This is a genomic window from Roseomonas acroporae (genome assembly GCF_023223525.1).
Classification (GTDB): Bacteria; Pseudomonadota; Alphaproteobacteria; order Acetobacterales; family Acetobacteraceae; genus Roseomonas_E; species Roseomonas_E acroporae.
This window is the reverse complement of sequence record NZ_JALPRX010000076.1, coordinates 52,812-72,624: the sequence shown is the minus strand read 5'-3', so window position 1 is coordinate 72,624 and position 19,813 is coordinate 52,812. Positions and strand designations below refer to the sequence as shown.

Annotated in this window: 14 protein-coding genes; 10 read left to right on the top strand and 4 right to left on the bottom strand. The window is 71.4% G+C overall.

What is annotated here, in order from left to right; all coding sequences use genetic code 11:
* Positions 1-268: 268 nt before the first annotated feature.
* The 3 genes from M0638_RS17615 to M0638_RS17605 all read right to left on the bottom strand — a co-directional run bounded on the left by M0638_RS17615 (position 269) and on the right by M0638_RS17605 (position 4,242).
* Positions 269-1,603 carry an O-antigen ligase family protein gene (locus M0638_RS17615; RefSeq protein ID WP_248668312.1) on the bottom strand — a complete coding sequence of 445 codons (1,335 nt, stop codon included), beginning with the start codon at positions 1,601-1,603 and terminating at the stop codon, positions 269-271.
* A gap of 366 nt (positions 1,604-1,969) precedes the next feature.
* Entirely contained in the window at positions 1,970-3,145 is a 1,176-nt protein-coding gene (locus M0638_RS17610) for a patatin-like phospholipase family protein (protein ID WP_248668311.1), read from the bottom strand.
* A gap of 191 nt (positions 3,146-3,336) precedes the next feature.
* Positions 3,337-4,242, bottom strand: a complete 906-nt coding sequence (locus M0638_RS17605) for a class I SAM-dependent methyltransferase (protein WP_282572112.1) — start codon at positions 4,240-4,242, stop codon at positions 3,337-3,339.
* A gap of 188 nt (positions 4,243-4,430) precedes the next feature.
* Between M0638_RS17605 and M0638_RS17600 the strand changes: the two genes are divergently transcribed.
* The 5 genes from M0638_RS17600 to M0638_RS17580 all read left to right on the top strand — a co-directional run bounded on the left by M0638_RS17600 (position 4,431) and on the right by M0638_RS17580 (position 9,751).
* Entirely contained in the window at positions 4,431-5,216 is a 786-nt protein-coding gene (locus tag M0638_RS17600) for a 3-hydroxybutyrate dehydrogenase (RefSeq protein WP_248668310.1), read from the top strand.
* Between the two features lie 436 nt (positions 5,217-5,652).
* Positions 5,653-7,074, top strand: a complete 1,422-nt coding sequence (locus tag M0638_RS17595) for a UbiA family prenyltransferase (protein WP_248668309.1) — start codon at positions 5,653-5,655, stop codon at positions 7,072-7,074.
* A gap of 3 nt (positions 7,075-7,077) precedes the next feature.
* A complete protein-coding gene (locus tag M0638_RS17590; protein WP_248668308.1) occupies positions 7,078-7,548 on the top strand; it encodes a GtrA family protein in 471 nt (156 codons plus the stop codon).
* Positions 7,545-8,855: an FAD-binding oxidoreductase gene (locus tag M0638_RS17585; RefSeq protein ID WP_248668307.1), complete on the top strand. Its 1,311-nt coding sequence runs from the start codon at positions 7,545-7,547 to the stop codon at positions 8,853-8,855. The genes M0638_RS17590 and M0638_RS17585 overlap by 4 nt, the downstream gene beginning before the upstream one ends.
* Positions 8,852-9,751: an SDR family oxidoreductase gene (locus tag M0638_RS17580; protein WP_248668306.1), complete on the top strand. Its 900-nt coding sequence runs from the start codon at positions 8,852-8,854 to the stop codon at positions 9,749-9,751. Before M0638_RS17585 ends, M0638_RS17580 begins: the two co-directional genes overlap by 4 nt.
* 264 nt (positions 9,752-10,015) lie before the next feature.
* Here M0638_RS17580 and M0638_RS17575 read toward each other — a convergent pair whose 3' ends face one another.
* Positions 10,016-10,480, bottom strand: coding sequence for a MarR family winged helix-turn-helix transcriptional regulator (locus M0638_RS17575; RefSeq protein WP_248668305.1), 465 nt, complete (start codon positions 10,478-10,480; stop codon positions 10,016-10,018).
* Between the two features lie 299 nt (positions 10,481-10,779).
* Between M0638_RS17575 and M0638_RS17570 the strand changes: the two genes are divergently transcribed.
* From M0638_RS17570 to M0638_RS17550, 5 genes are all read left to right on the top strand, one after another.
* Complete coding sequence (locus M0638_RS17570) at positions 10,780-11,730, top strand: complex I NDUFA9 subunit family protein (protein WP_248668304.1); 951 nt, start codon at positions 10,780-10,782, stop codon at positions 11,728-11,730.
* Between the two features lie 248 nt (positions 11,731-11,978).
* Positions 11,979-13,439 carry an NAD(P)-dependent oxidoreductase gene (locus M0638_RS17565; protein WP_248668303.1) on the top strand — a complete coding sequence of 487 codons (1,461 nt, stop codon included), beginning with the start codon at positions 11,979-11,981 and terminating at the stop codon, positions 13,437-13,439.
* 132 nt (positions 13,440-13,571) lie between these two features.
* Positions 13,572-18,143, top strand: coding sequence for a glutamate synthase large subunit (gene gltB / locus M0638_RS17560; RefSeq protein ID WP_248668302.1), 4,572 nt, complete (start codon positions 13,572-13,574; stop codon positions 18,141-18,143).
* Between the two features lie 338 nt (positions 18,144-18,481).
* Positions 18,482-19,150 (top strand): FtsZ-binding protein FzlA, encoded by a 669-nt coding sequence (gene fzlA / locus M0638_RS17555; RefSeq protein ID WP_248668301.1) that lies wholly within the window; start codon positions 18,482-18,484, stop codon positions 19,148-19,150.
* A 211-nt stretch (positions 19,151-19,361) separates the two neighbouring features.
* Positions 19,362-19,733: a hypothetical protein gene (locus tag M0638_RS17550; RefSeq protein WP_248668300.1), complete on the top strand. Its 372-nt coding sequence runs from the start codon at positions 19,362-19,364 to the stop codon at positions 19,731-19,733.
* Positions 19,734-19,813: the final 80 nt, after the last annotated feature.

The following is a 19,813-nucleotide window of genomic DNA, read 5'->3' as shown; positions in this document are numbered from 1 at the left end:
CTGGGCCACGATCCGCCATGGGCGGCACGTCGCCTTGCCCCGCGGCGTGCCGCCCATGACTGTGAGCGCGAAGCGCCTCCTCAGGCCGTTCCGGTCGGGCGGGGGTGGGGGGTGAACCTCCCCCTCGCCAGAGCCTCCGGATGGATCGGCGGTCGATGCCGCTGTCAGGACCGGCTTCCCGGGAAGCCCGCGCCACGCAACGGGATTTCCGTTCCGGAGCAAAGCCGGTGTCAGGTCGGCGCGCGGACCTCCCGGACGGGCCGCTTGGTCAGCCCGTTCCGCGCGGGGTCGGCAGGCCGGTCGGCACGTAGAGCCGCGGTGCGCCTGCCTGGGCCTGGCCGCCGGCATCCAGGCGGCGGGCCCGCAGCTGCTGCCTGGCGAAGCCCAGGCTGACGATGAACAGGACGTACATGCCGTTGAAGGCGCCGAACAGGTCGACGGCCTGCGTTTCCGTGATCAGCACCATCACGAGCGAAGCCAGATAGAAGCCGCTGGTGGCCGACGGCGCGACCCTGATCCAGCGGAAGATCAGGATCACGGCGCGCAGCAGCGTGTACCCGATGAGGGCGAGGCCGACCACGCCGAGGGTGATCCAGAACTCCCAGAACAGGCTGTGGAAGCTGAAACCCGCCCGGCCGGGGATGCTGAGCAGCCGCCACATGTCCTCGGCCGGTGGATTGCCCTGGACCCAGAACGAGGAGAAGCCGTAGCCGAGTATCGGGTAGTTGTCGACGAGGCGCGCGGCATGGAACCAGAGCAGGGTGCGGCCGGTCAGGGTCGGGTCCTTGTTCACCAGCCGCAGGAAGAATTCCGCGTTCTGCATGACGAAGATCGCCAGCGCCGTGCCGACCACGATGGCGCCGACGGTGACCATCTCGACGGTCGACGTCAGGTACTTGCGCGGCATGCTGCCGACCCAGGTGATGGCGATGATGATGCAGAAGGAGGCCAGGATGCAGATCCACATGCCGACCGTCCGCGCGCTGATGCAGATGGCCATCCCGCCGACCATGGCCCCGAGGCACATCAGCCGCATGATCAGCTTCTCCCGGCGCGAGAGAAGGATCGTGAGCGAGGTGGTGATCAGGTAGTAGCCGATCAGGCTCATCGTGTTCTTGTTGTGGTAGATGCCGGTCCAGTTCACCCGGCCGGTCATGCCGTCCATGTCGTAGTTGTTCTGCGCGATGCTGAGCAGGGCGACGACGACCATGACGAAGAAGAGGCAGCGGATGAACTGCCGCGCGTTGACGAGGTTCACCAGCATCAGGGTCAGGGCGACGGTCAGGATGACCTGGATCGAGTTGCGCACCGTGAGGTCGGGCACCATCGACCAGTAGGCCGAGCTCAGTTCCATCAGCGGCACCAGGTAGACGAAGAGCATCCCGCTCGGCAGCAGCGCGGCCAGCATGTTGCGCGGCGCGTAGATGAAGCAAAGCGTGTGGATGCCGATGGCCAGGGCCAGCGCCGCAGGGCCGAACGCCTCGTTCAGGAAGATGCCGAACAGGAAGACGATGGTCGCGCCCATGCCGACGGCGGTCGGGAACAGCGTCGTCCGAGGCAGGGGCTGTCTGATGGCACCATAGGCTGCCAATGATTGGTTCATCCGGATCGGCTCCAGTCGCAGGCAAGCGTCGCCCTGGGCCAGACGCCCATGCCGGCCGGCATCATACCATGCGAGGTGTGTCCGCAGGAGAAATTTGCCGACGAATCCGGAACGCCAATATTCGCCGCGCACCGCCATGTCGCGCAGGGGCGATCGGAAATCGGCTTGCGTGCGGCCACACCGATCCGACAGGAAATTACCGGCCGGGATTTCGGCAGCGGCGGCGGGCCCGCATCGGGGCGAGCCGGCGCCCGCCCGAGGCGCCGGGCCCGGAAGCGCCGGGACCGCCACCGTGCGGCAGGGCCCGCGCCGGGCGGGCGGCGGGAACTCCCCGGCCCGCCCGCCGCCGTCCCTGCTCCTCCGCTCCTACTCTTCCGCCCGGTGCACGTCGTGCGCGACGAGGCCGGAATCCTCCTGCGGCATCTCCAGCCATTCCTTGCGCAGCAGGGTGCGGCGGGTATCGGCCAGGCCGCTCTCCCAATGCTCCAGCATGGTGGCGCGGCTGAACTCGTAGTCGCGCGCATTCCCCTCGTAGACCTTCTGCTGGTAGATGAGCTGGAGCACCACCACCTCCGGCAGGTCGGACAATTGCTCCTTCAGGAGCCGCTCCTCGTCGCTCAGGCGCTCCTCCGGCACCTTCTCCAGCGCCTGCTTGAGCTTCACCTTCCAGCCGTGGATGCGCTGGTACATGTCGGTGTTGTAGCGGGTGCGGGAGGAGTACCGGATGTCCTTCTCCCGCCCCAGCACGTCCTCCATGTCGCGCGGCAGCGGGCCGCGGGCGGAGAACAGGTCCACCTGGAAGACCAGCGTGTTCAGCACCTCCTCGGCCTCCAGCACGTGCTGGAGCGGGGTGTTGGAGACGAGGCCGCCATCCCAGAACCAGTCGGTGCCGACCCGGACCATGGGCAGGCCGGGCGGCAGCGCGCCGGAGGCCATGACGTGCTCGGGCGTGATCTCGGCCTCGGCGTTGTCGAAGTAGATGAAATTGCCGCTCAGCACGTTCACGGCGCCCACCGCGAAGCGGAGGCGGCGGTCGTTGATGCGGTCGAAATCCACCAGCTCCAGCAGCGTCTCGCGCAGCGGCTCGGTGGTGTACCAGGCGGTGGCGCCGGGGGCGCCGCGCGGCACCAGCCAGGGGCTGAGCCGGTTGGGCCTGAAGAAGCCGTTCTGGCCGAACAGCGCCGCCGCCGTGGCGCTGCCGAGGTTGCGCAGCCGGCGCAGATCGTCGCCCATCAGCTCGGCGGGGGGCTGGAGCAGGCCGGCCAGCGGGCCCAGCAGGTCCTGCGTGGTCACCCGGTCCCAGAAGCAGCGCAGCGCGTCCAGCCGCCGCTCGGGCGGGTTGCCGGCGATCAGCGCGGCGTTCACCGCGCCGATCGAGACGCCGCAGATCCAGTCGGGCTGGATGCCGGCCTCGTGCAGCGCCTGGTAGACGCCCGCCTGGTAGGCGCCGAGCGCGCCGCCGCCCTGCAGCACCAGCGCCACGCGGTCGCAGCGCGCCGGCCGCCAGCCGGGAGGATCGCCATCGCCGGTCGTCGCGTCCATGCCTTCGTCTCCTCCTGCCGTCGGGTCCGGCCCATCCTACAGCGCCGGCGCCGGCGTCATGGTGATTTCGGAAACAGGATGACGGCCGTGCCGCCATCCCCCCCCCCCGGCCCCGGCCGGCGCCCGCCCGTCCGCCGCATCGCCGGCAAGCCCGGAGGCGCCGGCGCGGCGGCTTGCCGGGTCGCTCCGCCTCACGGCGGTGGCGCCACCGGGGTGGCGCCCGACGGCTCGATGTCCGAGGGAGCGGCGGCCGGCCGGCGCCACTCCATCAGGTGGAACCAGGGGACGCGGCGGTAGCGCTCCGCCCTGGCGGGATCGCCGCCGGCCTGGCCGTCAACGGGGCCGTCAACGGGGCCGTCAACGAGGCCGTCCCTGGCGCCGCACACGGGGGCGGGCTCGTCGAAATGGCGCAATTCCAGGCCGTTGCCGAGCAGGAGCCGCATGTAGGTGGAGAGCGGCCGGTGCCAGTTGCGGATGCGGATGCCGCGCCATTCGGCCTGATAGGCGCGCTCCTCCAGGTAGTGGTCCAGGTGGAAGCGGGGCTCGCCGGGGCCGGCCTGCTGCCAGCCCTGCGGCATGCCGGCGGTGAAGAAGGGGTTGAGGTTGGCGATCAGCAGCGTGCCGCCCGGCCGCAGCGCGGCGGCCATGCCGGCCACGGCGGGGGCGAGGCCGTCGATGTCGATCAGGCTGAGATAGCTCACCACGAGGTCGAAGGAGGCGGGCGGGACGTCCAGCGCCTCGGCCCGGCCGTGTCGGTAGTCGCCGCCGGGGTCGAGCGCCCGGGCGCGGCGGAGGAGGGCCTCGGTGGGGTCGATCCCGACCGCCCGGATGCCGCGCGCCCGCAGCATCCGGCAGAACCGCCCCTCGCCGCAGCCGACATCCAGCGCGTCGGCGACGGACAGGCGGGCGATGCGGCCGAGCATCGGGGCGTCCAGCACGCAGCGGCGGCCGTAGTCGCCCGCCTCGCCCTGCTCGCGGATCCAGGCCGCGGCCGAAGCCTCCCAGTCGGGGGCGGGCCGAGCGGGGGCGGGCCAGGCGGGGGCGGTCCAGGCGGGGGCGGGCCAAGCGGAGGCGGGATCAGCGATGTCGGCTGGCATCGGGCTCGTCTCCTGCGTCGCGGCGGGCGGCTCGGAAGGGATGGCGGCCGCCCGCTATCCGCATCGTGATGGGATTTCAAGCGCCATCCGCCGCGCGGTTCGGACGCATGTCCTTCCTGTCACGCGGCCGCGCTTGGCAGCGTCATGGGGCGGTCCGATGATCCGCGCCCCCAATCTGGAGAGAGCGGATGAGCCTGAAGGGCAAGGTTGCGCTGGTCACCGGGTCCACGTCCGGGATCGGCGAGGGCATCGCCCGGGCGCTGGCCGAGGCTGGCGCCGACATCGTGTTCAACGGCTTCGGCGACGCCGCCGCGATCGAGGCGCTGCGGGCCGAGACGGCCTCGCGCTACGGCGTGCGCGCCATCTACGCGCCGGCCGACATCAGCAAGCCGGCGGATTGCGCCGCCATGGTGGAGAAGGCGCGGAGCGAGCTGGGCGGCCTCGACATCCTGGTCAACAATGCCGGCATCCAGTTCACGGCCGACATCGAGGACTTCCCGATCGAGAAGTGGGACCAGATCATCTCGATCAACCTCTCCGGCGCCTTCTACGCGATGCACGCGGCGCTGCGGGGCATGAAGGAGAAGGGCTGGGGCCGGGTCATCAACATCTCCTCGGCGCACGGGCTGGTCGCCTCGCCGCAGAAGGCCGCCTATGTCGCGGCCAAGCACGGCATCATCGGGCTGACCAAGGTGGCGGCGATCGAGTGCGCCAATGCCGGCGTCACGGTGAACGCGATCTGCCCGGGCTGGGTGCTGACGCCGCTGGTGCAGAAGCAGATCGACGCCCGGGCCAAGGAGAACGGCACCTCGGCGAAGGAGGAGGAGGCGAAGCTCGTCTCCGAGAAGCAGCCGATGCACCGCTTCTCGACGCCGGCCAACATCGCCGCCGCGGCGCTCTACCTCTGTTCGGACGGGGCGGACACGGTGACCGGCATCTCGCTCTCCGTGGATGGCGGCTGGGTGGCCGAGTAGGGAATCCGGGTCCGGGGCGGGACCGGAACGCGCCGGCCCCGGCTTGCGCCGCCGGGGCGAGGGCCGGCCCATCCCCTCCTCCGGGGCCGGGGCCGGGGCCGGGGCCGGCACCGGGCACCCGCCCGCGGGTGGCGCCCCGCTCCGGCCACCCGCGCCGCCGGGCTGGACCATCCAAATAATGGTCATAATTCCGTCATGCTGTCCGCATCGCCGGCCGGCCGCTGCCACCACCGGTAGCGGCCGCGGGCCGCTTCGTGCATGATGGGCGAACGATGGCCGCCTGCCACGGCGGCCCCTGCCCTGAAGTGCCGCATGATATGGTTGTGGCGTTCTATGCTGCACCGCACTATAACAGGGCGACGCCTTGGGCATTGCTGGAGAGGGCCGAGTGGCAGCAACGACGACACTGCCCGCGACCGGTGGAAAGGGCTCGGACGTGCTTCCGGTCGACCGTCCGCTGGTCGTGGATCTCGACGGGACCCTGCTGCGGTCCGACCTGCTGGTGGAATCCTTCTTCTCGCTGCTGGCAAGCCGGCCGGTCGAGGCGCTGAAGGCGGTGTTCAGCCTGCGCGAGGGCAAGGCGGCGCTGAAGCAGCGCATCGCCCATGCCGCGACGCTCGACATCGCCCGCCTGCCCTGGAACGACGAGGTGGTGGACTTCATCGTCGCCGAGCGCCAGCGCGGCCGGAAGGTCTATCTCGCCACGGCGGCCGACCACTCCCTCGCGGACGCGGTGGCGCGCGAGCTCGGCCTGTTCGACGGGGTGTTCGCCTCGGACGGCCGGACCAACCTCTCCGGGCCGCGCAAGGCGAAGATCCTCTGCGAGACCTTCGGCGAGGGCGGCTTCGACTACATCGGCAACGAGGCCGTGGACATCGAGGTCTGGGAGAAGGCCGGCGGCGTGCTGGTCGCCAACGCCCCCGCCAGCTTCTTCGAGCAGGTCCGCGCCCGCTTCCCGCAGGCGCGCGCGCTGGGCAGCCGCAAGATGCGGGTGCGCACCTACCTCAAGGCGATCCGCGTCCACCAGTGGCTGAAGAACCTGCTGGTGGCGGTCCCGGCCGTCGCGGCGCACCAGGTCGGCATGCCCGAGATCGGCGCCATCATCCTGGCCTTCTTCTCCTTCAGCCTGATCGCCTCCTCGGTCTACGTCACCAACGACCTGATCGACCTCGGGCGCGACCGGGCGCATTCGACCAAGCGCAACCGGCCCTTCGCCGCCGGCACCATCCCGGTGCTGCACGGGCTGGTGATGACGCCCGCCCTGCTGCTCTGCGGCATCCTGCTGGCGCTGCCGGTCGGGCTGCCCTTCCTCGGCGTGCTCGCCCTCTACTACGCGGCGACGCTCGCCTACTCCACCGTGCTCAAGCGCAAGATGATGCTGGACGTGGTGGTGCTGGCCGGCCTCTACGGGCTGCGGCTGCTGGCGGGCTCGGTCGCGGTGGACATCAAGCTCTCCGCCTGGCTCGGCGCCTTCGCGCTGTTCATCTTCACCAGCCTCGCCCTGGTCAAGCGCTGCGCCGAGCTGATCGAGCGCAGCGCCGCCGGGCTCGGCAACCCCTCGGGGCGCGACTACCGGCTGGCCGACCTGCCGATGCTGGCGGCCCTGGCCGCGGCCAGCGGCTTCACGGCCATCCTGGTCTTCGCCCTCTACGTCAACAGCGACGCGGTGCGGATGGCCTACGACCATCCCAACCGCCTCTGGCTGATCTGCGTGGTGCTAGTCTACTGGCTGGGCCGCGTGCTGATGCTGACCCAGCGCAACGAGATGCATGACGACCCCGTGATCTTCGCCGCCACCGACCGCGTCAGCCAGGTCTGCGCGGTGCTCTGCGGCGGCATCCTGCTGGCGAGCCTCTGACCGATGCCGGGAGAGAGTGTCGCCGGGGCGGGCATCGCCCCGGCCGGGGCGGCGGCGCGTGCCGATGCGCGCCCCGCCGGCCTGTCGCTGGCGCTGCGCTACGCCCTGTTCGCGGCGATCTGCACCGTCATCAACCTGCTCGTGCAGATGGCGGCGCACGCCGTCTACGACGGCCCCTTCTCGCTGGTCGCGGCGATGACGGCGGGCACGCTGGCGGGGATCGTGCCAAAGTACCTGCTCGACAAGCGCTGGATCTTCTTCGACCAGTCGGGCGGCCTCGACACGCACGCGCGCAAGTTCACGCTCTACACGCTGCTGTCCGTGGTCACGACGCTGCTGTTCTGGGCCACCGAGTTCCTGTTCGACTGGCTCGCCGGCGGCAACTGGCGCTATCTCGGCGCGGTGCTCGGCCTCGCCCTCGGCTACTGGGTGAAGTACCACCTGGACCGCAAGCTGGTCTTCGACGGCGCATGAAGCTTTCCGGCTGGGGCCGCTACCCGCGCGTCGACTGCGCGCGGGCGGTCATGCGCGACGCCGAGGGGGCGCGCGCCACGGTGCTGGGGCAAGAAAGCCTGATCGCCCGCGGCAACGGGCGCTCCTACGGCGACGCCTCGCTGAACGCGCGCTGCACCCTCTCCACGCTGCGCAGCGACCGGCTGCTCGCCTTCGACCCGGCGAGCGGGCGCGTCACCTGCGAGGCGGGGCTGCTGCTCTCCGAGCTGCTGGCCTTCAGCGTGCCGCGCGGCTGGTTCGCGCCGGTGACGCCGGGCACCCGCTTCGTCACCATCGGCGGCATGGTGGCGGCCGACGTGCACGGCAAGAACCACCACCTGGCCGGCACCTTCGGCAACCACGTCGAATCCCTGCTGCTGCTGACGGCGGACGGCGCGGTCCGGCGCTGCGCGCGCGACGAGAACGCCGACCTGCTGCGCGCGACGATCGGCGGCATGGGGCTGACCGGGGTGATCCTGGAGGTCACCTTCTGCCTCATTCCGGTCGAGACCGGCGCGATCCGGCAGGAGACGCTGCGCGCCGGCTCCTTCGACGAGATCATGGCGCTGTGCGAGGAGAGCGAGGGCTGGACCTACACGGTCGCCTGGATCGACTGCCTCGCGCGCGGGAAGCGGCTCGGCCGCTCGCTGCTCTACCGCGGCGAGCACGCGACGCGGGCGGAGGCGCCGGACGCGACGCTGGCGCCGCCGGGGCGGAAGCTGCGCAACGTGCCGGTGGACTTCCCGCGCATCGCGCTGAACCCGTGGAGCATGCGCGCCTTCAACGCGCTGTACTACGGCCGCGGTAGGCCGGGCACGGCGCTGGTGGACTACGTCACCTACTTCTACCCGCTGGACGCGGTGGGCGAGTGGAACCGGATCTACGGGCGCGGCGGCTTCACCCAGTACCAGTGCGTGATCCCGAAGGCGGCCAGCCGCGCCGGCATCACGGCGGTGCTGGAGAAGGTCTCCGCCGCCGGCATGGGCTCGTTCCTCGCCGTGCTGAAGCTGTTCGGTGCCGAGGGCGAGGGCCTGCTCTCCTTCCCCACCGAGGGCTACACCCTGACCCTCGACTTCCCGGTGGACACGGCGACGCTGAACCTGCTGCTGGAGCTGGACGCGATCGTCGCCGACCATGGCGGGCGGCTCTACCTGGCGAAGGATTCCCGCACCGGCGCGCGGATGATGCGCCGGGGCTATCCGCGCCTCGACGAATTCCTCGCGCTGCGCGAGCGGTACGACCCGCACCGGCGCTTCGAGTCCCTGCAATCGCAGAGGTTGGACCTTTGAGCGACCCGACCGCCCCGGCCCCGGCCGTCTCCCCGCCGCCGCCGGCCCCGGCGGCCTCCCCCGGCCCCGTTTCCTCCGGCCCCGTTTCCTCCGGCCCCGTCCCCTCCGGCCCCGCCTCCGCGGCGGCCGCCGCCACCGTCCCGGCGACGCTGCCGGCGGAGGCGACGAACGCCGTGCTGATCCTCGGCGCCGCCTCCGACATCGGCGCCGCCATCGCCCGTGCCCATGCCGCCGAGGGGCGGCCGCTGATCCTGCTGGCGCGCCAGCCGGCGCGCCTGGAGCGCGAGGCGGCCGATCTGCGGCTGCGCCACGGCGTCGCGGTGCAGCTCCTGCCGCTCGACGTGCTGGACCTCGCCGCGCACGCGCCGCTGCTCGATTCGCTGCCGGTGCTGCCGGCGACGGTGATCTCGGTGGTCGGCCTGCTCGGCGAGCAGCCGCGCTCGGCGGCCGACCCGGCCGAGGCCGAGCGGGTGATGCGCACCAACTACCTCGCCCCGGCGCTGTTCCTGGGCGAGGTGGCGAACCGGATGGAGGCGCGCGGCAGCGGCACCATCATCGGCATCTCCTCGGTGGCGGGCGATCGCGGGCGGGCGAGCAACTACGTCTACGGCTCGGCCAAGGCGGGCTTCACCGCCTTCCTCTCCGGCCTGCGCAACCGCCTGGCGGGGAAGGGCGTGCACGTCGTCACCGTCAAGCCCGGCTTCGTGGACACGCAGATGACGGCGGGCATGAACCTGCCCAAGCCGCTGACGGCGCAGCCCGAGGAGGTGGCGAAGGCGGTGCTGGCGGCCGAGGCGCGCGGGCGCGACGTGATCTACGTCCGGCCGGTCTGGCGGGTGATCATGTCGATCATCCGGGGAATCCCGGAGCCGGTGTTCAAGCGCCGCAACCTCTGAGCGCGGGCCGGGCGGCCGCGATCCGGGAGACGGGGCGGCTGTACGCCCGCCCTCGGCCCGCCCGGACAGGGCCGGGCGCGACGCGCCGGCGCGGCGGCATCGTCCGCTGCCCGAATCCGGGGCCGGGAGTCGGGGGACGGGCGGCGCGGCAGGCGGGAGAGGGCACCCCGCGAGGGTGTCCGGCACGCGGCCGGGGTGAAGGGCCGCTTCGCCGGGCCCGGGAGGTCGCGCGCGATCCGCGCGCCCTGGCGCCCCGGCGCCCGGTCAGCCGCGCCGCCTCGCATCGTGCTGTCCGATCAGGCTGCGCAGCGCCGCCTTGATCACGTCGCCCTCGGCGGAGGAGTGGCGCGCGAACAGCTCGGCCTCGTGACGCTGCGCGGCGGACAGCAGCTCCGACACCGCGGCGCGGCCGCGCTCGGTGAGGCTGATCCGGACCACGCGGCGGTCGCGCGCATCCGGGGCCCGCGTCACCAGCCGGTCGCGCACCATGCGGTCGAGCAGCTTGGTCATGGTGGGCTGCTGCAGCATGCAGCTCTCCGCCAGCCCGCTCACCGTCTCCCCGTCATTGCTGGAAAGGGCCGCGAGGACGCGCCACTTGGGGGCGCTGACCTTGAGGCCGCGCAGCCGGCCGTGGAATTCGGCCGACACCACGTGGGAGGCCCGGGCCAGCAGGTAGGGCAGGAAGTCGTCGATCAGCCTGTCGCTGGCGTTGGCGGATTCACCGGTCATGCTTCACCCCTGAACCGATATCGGAATCAATGAATAGCATACGATAGACAATGGCACTTGATACATTAACGTTTCTCCTCACGAAGGGCATCAAATTCATATTATTTGGCCAAAGATTCGGTTTGGGAACATGAAAATGCGACGCCGCCGTCCCGCGCGCCGCCGGGGCGGGGCAGGGGCCGGCGGCGGGCGCCGCCCCGCGCCGGGCGGGGCCAGCGATGCGAAAGCGCATCGGCGTCTCTTGGCGTCCCGCTCCATGCCCCATATGGTCGCGCTGTTCGTGAGGGGGAAAGTGATCGATGCTGACCAGGCGGGTCGCCACGGTCTTCGGCGGCGCGGGCTTCATCGGGCGTTATGTCGTGCAGCGCCTGGCGCGGCAGGATTACGTGGTGCGCGTCGGCACCACCGATCCGGAGCGTGTCCACAACGCCCTCCAGACCCAGGGGCGCGTCGGGCAGATCGTGCCGCTCTTCGGCAGCGTCGCCGATGCCGGGGCGGTTGAACGCGCCGTCGCCGGGGCCGAGGTGGTGGTCAACCTCGTCGGCATCCTCGCCGAGTGCCGCGCCGGCGACTTCGACCGGCTCCAGGGCGAGGCGCCGGGCATCGTCGCGCGGGCCTGCGCGTCCCACGGCGTGCGACGCCTCGTGCACCTCTCGGCGATCGGCGCCGACCCGGACAGCCCCTCGGCCTACGGGCGCAGCAAGGCGGCGGGCGAGGCCGCGGTGCGCGCGGCCTTCCCCGACGCCACCATCCTGCGCCCCTCCATCGTGTTCGGGGCCGAGGACCGCTTCTTCAACCGCTTCGCCGCGATGGCGCGGCTCCTGCCCTTCATGCCCGTGGTGGCGGGGGCGACCCGCTTCCAGCCGGTCTATGTCGGCGACGTGGCCGATGCGGTGATGGCCGCCATCGAGCGCGACGACGCGGCGGGGCGGACCTACGAGCTGGGCGGCCCGCGGGTGATGAGCATGCGGGACGTGCTATCCTATGTGCTGGAGGCGACCGGGCGCCGCCGCCGCCTGGTGGACCTGCCGGCCGGGCTGGTGCGGCTGCAGGCGAGCCTGGGCGAGAAGCTGCCCAATGCCCCGCTGACGCGCGACCAGTTGCTGATGCTCGGTCGCGACAACGTGGTGGGGGAGGGGGCGGCCACCCTGTCGGATCTGGGCATCGCGCCCAAGTCGGTGGAAGCGGTCGCGCCGCTCTACCTGGCGCGCTATCGTCGCGGTGGCCAGCGGCACTACCTCGCGGCCTGAATGGCCGAATCGGACATAAATTAAGAAGAACGAAGGCGATAGGGTCAGGGCTTCGCGTTTGACGCACGGCGGCTGGGATAAAAAAGGACAGTAGAACTGTCCTTTTAGTCGAAAAGCACTGGCGCTTGGATGGCCGGGCTCGTTATGGTGCCGACGAGTGGGTCGGGCGCTGTCTCCCACGACGGCGCCTGGTCCTTCGCCGTGTCCCATATGCCAGGACGTCCGGCGCCACAGAGTGGATCTGCGCCATGCCCGACCGGATGCTGCAATTCGTCCGACTGCCCCAGCGCCAGCCCGAGAAGCGGCAGGCCGAACAGCGGCGCGAGGACTTCAACGAGATCTACCGGCCCTTCCCGCAGGAGAAGGCCTCGGAGCAGGCCAGCCGCTGCTCGCAGTGCGGCGTTCCCTTCTGCCAGGTGCACTGCCCGCTCAACAACAACATCCCGGACTGGCTCAAGCTGACCGCCGAGGGACGGATGGAGGAGGCGTACGAGATCGCCTCCGCCACCAACACCTTCCCCGAGATCTGCGGCCGCGTCTGCCCGCAGGACCGGCTCTGCGAGGGCAATTGCGTCATCGAGAAGGGCTTCAACTCGGTGACCATCGGCGCGGTGGAGCGCCACATCGTCGAGACCGCCTGGAGCAACGGCTGGGTGCAGCCGCCGCAGCCGCGCGCCGAGCTCGGCCTTTCGGTCGGCATCGTCGGCGCCGGCCCGGGCGGCCTCGCCGCCGCCGAGCGGCTGCGCGTCAAGGGCTACGAAGTCCATGTCTACGACCGCTACGACCGCGCCGGCGGGCTGCTGATCTACGGCATCCCCAACTTCAAGCTGGAGAAGGAGGTGGTGCTGCGCCGCTGGAAGCAGTTCCAGGACGGCGGCATCCACTTCCACATGGGCTGCGCCGTGGGCACGGACGTCACCCTGGCCGAGCTGCGCGAGCGGCACGACGCGGTGCTGATCGCGACCGGCGTGTACAAGGCGCGCGACATCGCCATCCCCGGCAACGAGCTCTCGGGCGTGGTGCCGGCGCTGGAATTCCTCACCGCCTCCAACCGCAAGGGCCTCGGCGACGAGGTGGCGGCCTTCGACGACGGCTCGCTGAACGCCGAGGGGCGCGACGTGGTGGTGATCGGCGGCGGCGACACCACGATGGACTGCCTGCGCACCTCGATCCGCCAGGGCGCGCGGTCCGTCACCTGCCTCTACCGCCGCGACAAGGCCAACATGCCCGGCTCGATGCGCGAGGTGTACAACGCCGAGGAGGAGGGCGTTCACTTCGCCTGGCTCGCGGCGCCGGAGGCCTTCGTCGGGGAGGGCGGCAAGGTGACGGGCGTGCGCTCGATCCGCATGCATCTCGGCCTGCCGGACGCGACCGGCCGCCAGCAGGTGGAGCCGATCCCGGACAGCCACTTCACCCAGAAGGCCGACCTCGTCATCAAGGCGCTCGGCTTCGATCCCGAGGACATGCCGCGCATGTTCGACGAGGCGGCGCTGACCGTCTCGCGCTGGGGCACGATCAAGGTCGATCCGCGCACGCTGATGACCAGCCTGCCCGGCGTGTTCGCCGCCGGCGACATCGTGCGCGGCGCCAGCCTCGTGGTCTGGGCGATCCGCGACGGCCGCGACGCGGCCGACCAGATCGACGCCCATGTGCGCGCCAACGCCGCCAGGACGGATGCGCGGCCGACGGCGAAGGTCGCGGCCGAGTGACGCGCCGGCCCGCGCGGGCCGGCTGCCGGCTGAGGCGGGATCGCTGAAGCACGGGACTGTGGGCGAGACGCGCCCGGGATGCCAATGCGAGACCCCGCGCGCAGCGGGGCCTCCCCCCTGAGGGAGACGATCATGGACCGTTCGCACGAGACCGCGACGCAGCACGGCGAGGCCGAACCCGTCGGCCCCGGCTACGTCGCCGCCTACGACGCCAATTTCCGCCACCTGGCCGAGGCCGGGCAGGTGGACCTGACCGAGCACGATGCCTGCGGCGTCGGCATGGTCGCCTCGCTGGACGGCACGCGGCGCCGCTCCGTGGTGCAGGCCGGCATCGACGCGCTGAAGGCGGTCTGGCACCGCGGCGCGGTGGACGCGGACGGCAAGACCGGCGACGGCGCCGGCATCCACGTCGAGATCCCGCAGGACTTCTTCGCCGAGGTGGTGGAGCGCGGCGGCGACCGGCTGCGCCCGGGCCGCATCGCGGTGGGCATGGTGTTCATGCCCAAGACCGATCTCGGCGCGCAGGAGCGCTGCCGGCAGATCATCGAGACCGAGATCCTGAATTTCGGCTACGGCCTCTATTCCTGGCGGCAGGTGCCGATCAACACGGACTGCATCGGCGAGAAGGCCAACGCCACGCGGCCGGAGATCGAGCAGGTCCTGATCTGGAACCCGCACGGCAGCGACGACGCGACCTTCGAGCGCGACCTCTACGTGATCCGCCGACGCATCGAGAAGCAGGCGCTCGCGGCGCAGATCCCCGAGCTCTACCTCTGCTCGCTCTCCTGCCGCTCGGTGATCTACAAGGGCATGTTCCTGGCCGAGCACCTGACCGAGTTCTACCCGGACCTGCTCGACCACCGCTTCGTGTCGCGCTTCGCGATCTACCACCAGCGCTATTCCACCAACACCTTCCCGACCTGGCGGCTGGCGCAGCCCTTCCGCATGCTCGCCCACAACGGCGAGATCAACACGGTCCACGGCAACGTCAACTGGATGAAGAGCCACGAGACGCGGCTCTCCCATCCGCTGCTCGATTCCTGCATCGAGGACATCAAGCCCATCGTGCAGGCCGGCAATTCCGACACGGCCTCGATGGACAACGTGTTCGAGCTGCTGGTGCGCGGCGGCCGCGACGCGCCGATGGTCAAGGCGATGCTGATCCCGGAGAGCCTGGGGTCCAACGCCGACATGCCGCAGCACCACCGCGACCTGTTCCTCTACCTCAACACCGTGATGGAGCCCTGGGACGGGCCGGCGGCGATCGCGGCGACGGACGGGCGCTGGGTGGTGGCGGGCCTCGACCGCAACGGGCTGCGTCCGATGCGCTACACCATCACCGCGGACGGGCTGCTGGTGGTCGGCTCCGAGACCGGCATGGTGAAGCTGCGCGAGGACAACATCACCGCCAAGGGCCGCATCGGCCCGGGCGGCATGATCGCGATCGACCTCGACGAGGGCCGCTTCTACCGCGACGACGAGCTGAAGGACCTGCTCGCCGCCCGCAAGCCCTACGGCGAGTGGGCCGAGCGCACCGCCCACATCGACGGCATCGTCCGCGCCGACACGCACGAGCCGGCGCTGTACCGCGGCGAGGAGCTGCGCCGGCGCCAGCTCACCGTCGGCGTGACGCTGGAGGAGCTGGAGGCGATCCTGCACCCGATGGTGGAGGAGGCGGGCGAGGCGGTCGGCTCGATGGGCGACGACACGCCGATCGCCGTGCTCTCCGCGCAGTACCGCGGCCTGCACCACTTCTTCCGGCAGACCTTCTCCCAGGTGACCAACCCGCCGATCGACAGCCTGCGCGAGACGCGGGTGATGTCGATCAAGACGCGGCTCGGCAACCTCGGCAACATCCTCGACGAATCGCCGGAGCAGTGCGACATGCTCCAGCTCGAGAGCCCCGTGCTCTCCAACGCCGAGTTCGAGGCGATGCGCGCCTACATGGGCGACAGCGTCTGCACGGTGGACTGCACCTGGCCGGTGGCCGAGGGCGAGGCGGGGCTGCGCCAGGCGATCGACCGCATCCGCCGCGAGTCCGAGGAGGGCGTGCGCTCCGGCTGCGCGCACCTCGTGCTGACCGACGAGAACCAAGACGCCGGGCGGGCGCCGATCCCGATGATCCTGGCGGCGGGCGGCGTGCACACGCACCTCGTCAGGACCTCGCTGCGCACCTTCACCTCGATCAACGTCCGCTCGGCCGAGTGCACCGACGTGCACTACTTCGCCGTGCTGATCGGCGCCGGCGCCACCACGGTGAACGCCTACCTCGCGCAGGAGAGCATCGCCGACCGGCACCGGCGCGGCCTGTTCGGCAAGCTCAGCCTGAAGGATTGCGTGACCCGCTACCGCAAGGCGGTGGACAAGGGGCTGCTCAAGGTGATGTCGAAGATCGGCATCTCCGTGATCTCCTCCTACCGCGGCGGCATGAATTTCGAGGCGATCGGCCTCTCCCGCGCGCTCGTCGCCGAATTCTTCCCCGGCACGCAGAGCCGCATCTCCGGCATCGGCCTCTCCGGCATCGCCCGCCGCGTGCTGGCGCTGCACAAGGCGGCGTGGGAGCCGGGCGTGGTGACGCTGCCGGTCGGCGGCCTCTACAAGCTGCGCCGGCGCGGCGAGGCGCACGCCTTCGACGGCTCGCTGATCCACCTGCTCCAGCACGCCGTGGACACGGACAGCTACCAGCACTTCAAGCGCTACTCCGACGCGGTGCGCCGCCACGCCCCCGTGGCGCCGCGCGACCTGCTCGACTTCCGCACCGAGGGCCGCACGCCGATCCCGGTCGAGGAGGTGGAGAGCATCACCGAGATCAGGAAGCGCCTCGTCGCCCCCGGCATCTCGCTCGGCGCCCTCAGCCCCGAGGCGCACGAGACGCTCTCGATCGCCATGAACCGCATCGGCGCCAAGTCCGACAGCGGCGAGGGCGGCGAGGACCCGGCCCGCGCCAGGCCGCGCGAGAACGGCGACAACGCCAACAGCGCGATCAAGCAGATCGCCTCCGGCCGCTTCGGCGTCACCGCCGAGTACCTGAACAACTGCCGCGAGATTGAGATCAAGGTCGCGCAGGGCGCCAAGCCCGGCGAGGGCGGCCAGCTTCCCGGCTTCAAGGTGACGGGGCTGATCGCCAGGCTGCGCCACGCGACGCCGGGCGTGATGCTGATCTCGCCGCCGCCGCACCACGACATCTACTCGATCGAGGACCTGGCCCAGCTCATCTACGACCTCAAGCAGATCAACCCGGACGCGACGGTCTGCGTGAAGCTGGTCTCGCGCTCGGGCATCGGCACCATCGCGGCGGGCGTCGCCAAGGCGAAGGCGGACGCGATCCTGGTCTCCGGCCATTCGGGCGGCACCGGCGCCTCGCCGGTCTCCTCGATCAAGTATGCCGGCGCGCCCTGGGAGATGGGCCTTTCCGAGACGCACCAGGTGCTGCTGCTCAACCGGCTGCGCCACCGGATCAAGCTGCGCACCGACGGCGGCATCAAGACCGGCCGCGACGTGGTGATCGCGGCGATGCTCGGCGCCGAGGAGTTCGGCATCGGCACCGCCAGCCTCGTCGCCATGGGCTGCATCATGGTGCGGCAGTGCCACTCCAACACCTGCCCGGTCGGCGTCTGCACGCAGGACGACGCGCTGCGCGAGAAGTTCACCGGCACGCCGGAGAAGGTCATCAGCCTGTTCTCCTTCGTGGCGGAGGAGATCCGCGAGATCCTCGCCTCGCTCGGCGTGCGGCGGATGGAGGAGATCATCGGCCGCACCGACCTGCTGCGGCAGGTCAGCCGCGGCTCGGAGGACCTCGACGACCTCGACCTCAACCCGCTGCTGGCGCAGGCCGATCCGGGCGGGCTGCCGCGCTACTGCACGCGCGAGGGCCGCAACGAGGTGCCGGAGACGCTGGACGCGGACATGATCCGCGACGCGGCGCCGCTCTTCTCGCGCGGCGAGAAGATGCAGCTCCAGTACCACATCCGCAACACGCACCGGGCGATCGGCACCAAGATCTCCTCGATGATCACGCGCAAGTTCGGCATGTCCGGGCTCCAGCGCGGGCATCTGACGGTGCGCCTGCGCGGCTCCGCCGGCCAGTCGCTCGGCGCCTTCGCGGTGAGCGGGCTGAAGCTGGAGGTCTACGGCGACGCCAACGACTACGTCGCCAAGGGCCTCTCTGGCGGCACGGTGGTGGTGCGGCCGGCGCCCTCCTCCGGCCTCGTCTGGAACGAGAACGCCATCATCGGCAACACCTGCCTCTACGGCGCCACGGCGGGCGAGCTGTTCGCCGCCGGCCAAGCGGGCGAGCGCTTCGCGGTGCGCAACTCCGGCGCCACCGCCGTGGTGGAGGGCTGCGGCGCCAATGGCTGCGAGTACATGACCGGCGGCACGGTCGCGATCCTCGGGCCGGTGGGCGACAATTTCGGCGCCGGCTTCACCGGCGGCGTCGCCTTCCTCTACGACCCGGGCGAGAGCTTCGAGCGCCGCGTGAACCCGGACACGCTGCTCTGGTCGCGCCTCGCCTCCGACTACTGGGACGAGACGCTGCGCGGGCTGATCGCGCGGCACGTGAAGGAGACGGGCAGCCGCTTCGCCGCCCGCCTGCTCAACGACTGGGCGCAGGAGCGCGGCCGCTTCTGGCACATCGTGCCCAAGGAGTACGCGAAGTACCTGCCGCACCCGATGCAGGACGCGCCGGCCGTCGCGGCGGAGTAGCGGGCGGGGGAGGGCTTTCCCGCCCTCCTCGCGGGGGAAGGCGCCGCCTTCCCCCGGACCCCTCCGGCCGGGGAGGCGCCGCCTCCCTGGACCCGCCGCCGGGGGCGAAGCCCCCCGGACCCCCGTCGGATTTTCCGGCTTCGCCGGCGGAACCGCTGCCCGGAAGGGGCTTCCAGGGGGCTTCGCCCTTCGGCGGATGGGGGCCGGGGAAGTCGGCGCCTGCCCCGCCCGGGTCGGGGGCAGCGCCCCGGCGCCGTCGCCGCCGGCCGTTGCCGCATGGCGTCAATCGGTATCGGGTTGCGTCTTGCGAAGCACGCGCCGCATGGCATAACCGGCCTGTGCGTATCCTCTACCACCTTCCCATGTCCCCCTACGCCCGCAAGGTGCGCCTCGCCCTGGCGGAGAAGCGCATCCCCTTCGACCTGCGCGTCGAGCGGGTCTGGGAGCGGCGGCACGAATTCCTGGAGATCAACCCGGCCGGCACCGTGCCGGTGCTCCAGGAGGACAACGGGCTGATCGTGGCCGACAGCTACGCCATCTGCGAGTATCTCGACGAGGCCTACCCGGACACGCCGCTGCTCGGCCGCACCCTCGCCGACCGTGCCGAGGTGCGCCGCCTCGTCGGCTGGTTCGACGGCAAGTTCGCCGCCGAGGTGACGCGCAACCTGCTCTACGAGAAGTACCAGAAGCGCCACCTCAACCGCGGCAACCCGGAGGCGAGCGCGATCCGCGCCGGCTATCAGAACCTGCGGCCGCACCTCGACTATCTCGGCTGGCTGGCGGAGACGCGGGTCTGGCTCGCCGGCCCCTCGATCAGCCTGGCGGATTTCTGCGCCGCCGCGCACCTCTCCGCGCTGGACTTCATCGGCGACGTGGACTGGTCGATCAGCGAGCCGGCCAAGGAGTGGTACGCGCGGGTGAAGTCCCGGCCCTGCTTCCGGCCGCTGCTGGCCGACCGCGAGACGGGCGTGACCCCACCCGCCCACTACGCCGACCTCGATTTCTGAATTGCCGGCCACCCCGCCCCGCCACCGAGACGGCGCGTCCGGCCCGGGTCGGGCGAGGCGGGCGCGCCGGCGCCGGGCGGGACCGGTGCTGGCGCTGGCCCTGGCAGGCTGGGCCGCCGCCGCTCTGCCCCCCGGCGCCCGGGCCCAGGCACCTCCGTCCGCCGCCACCCCCGTCGCCCCTGCAGTCCCTGCCGCGCGAGAGCCGCGCGCCGTGGCCGACAGCCTGCTGCGCAGCTTCGTGGATGACGGGCTGGGCCGCTTCCTCGACCGCCTGCTGGCGGAGACGCCGCTCGGGCAGGACCGCGCCGTGCGCGGCCAGATCACCGATGGCCGGGCCCAGGCGATCCGCAGCGTCGAGGCGCTGGGGCAGCCGCTCGACGTCCAGTACGTCGGCACGCGGCGCTACGGCCCGTCCCTGCGCACCCTCTGCTACGTCGTGCGCTACCGGCGCTCGCCGCTGCTGTTCTCCTTCGACTTCTACGATGGCGGCGAGGGCTGGAACGTCGCCTACTACGCCTACAGCGACTACGCGCACTTCGCCAACTGGGCATGCGCCGGCGCGCCGGCGCTGGAGACGGACTGATACCGGCCCGCCTTTGTGCGGACCCGCATGGAACGGCCGCCCGGTCGTCCCGCCCCCGGGGCCTCTCGAATCGGGGCCTC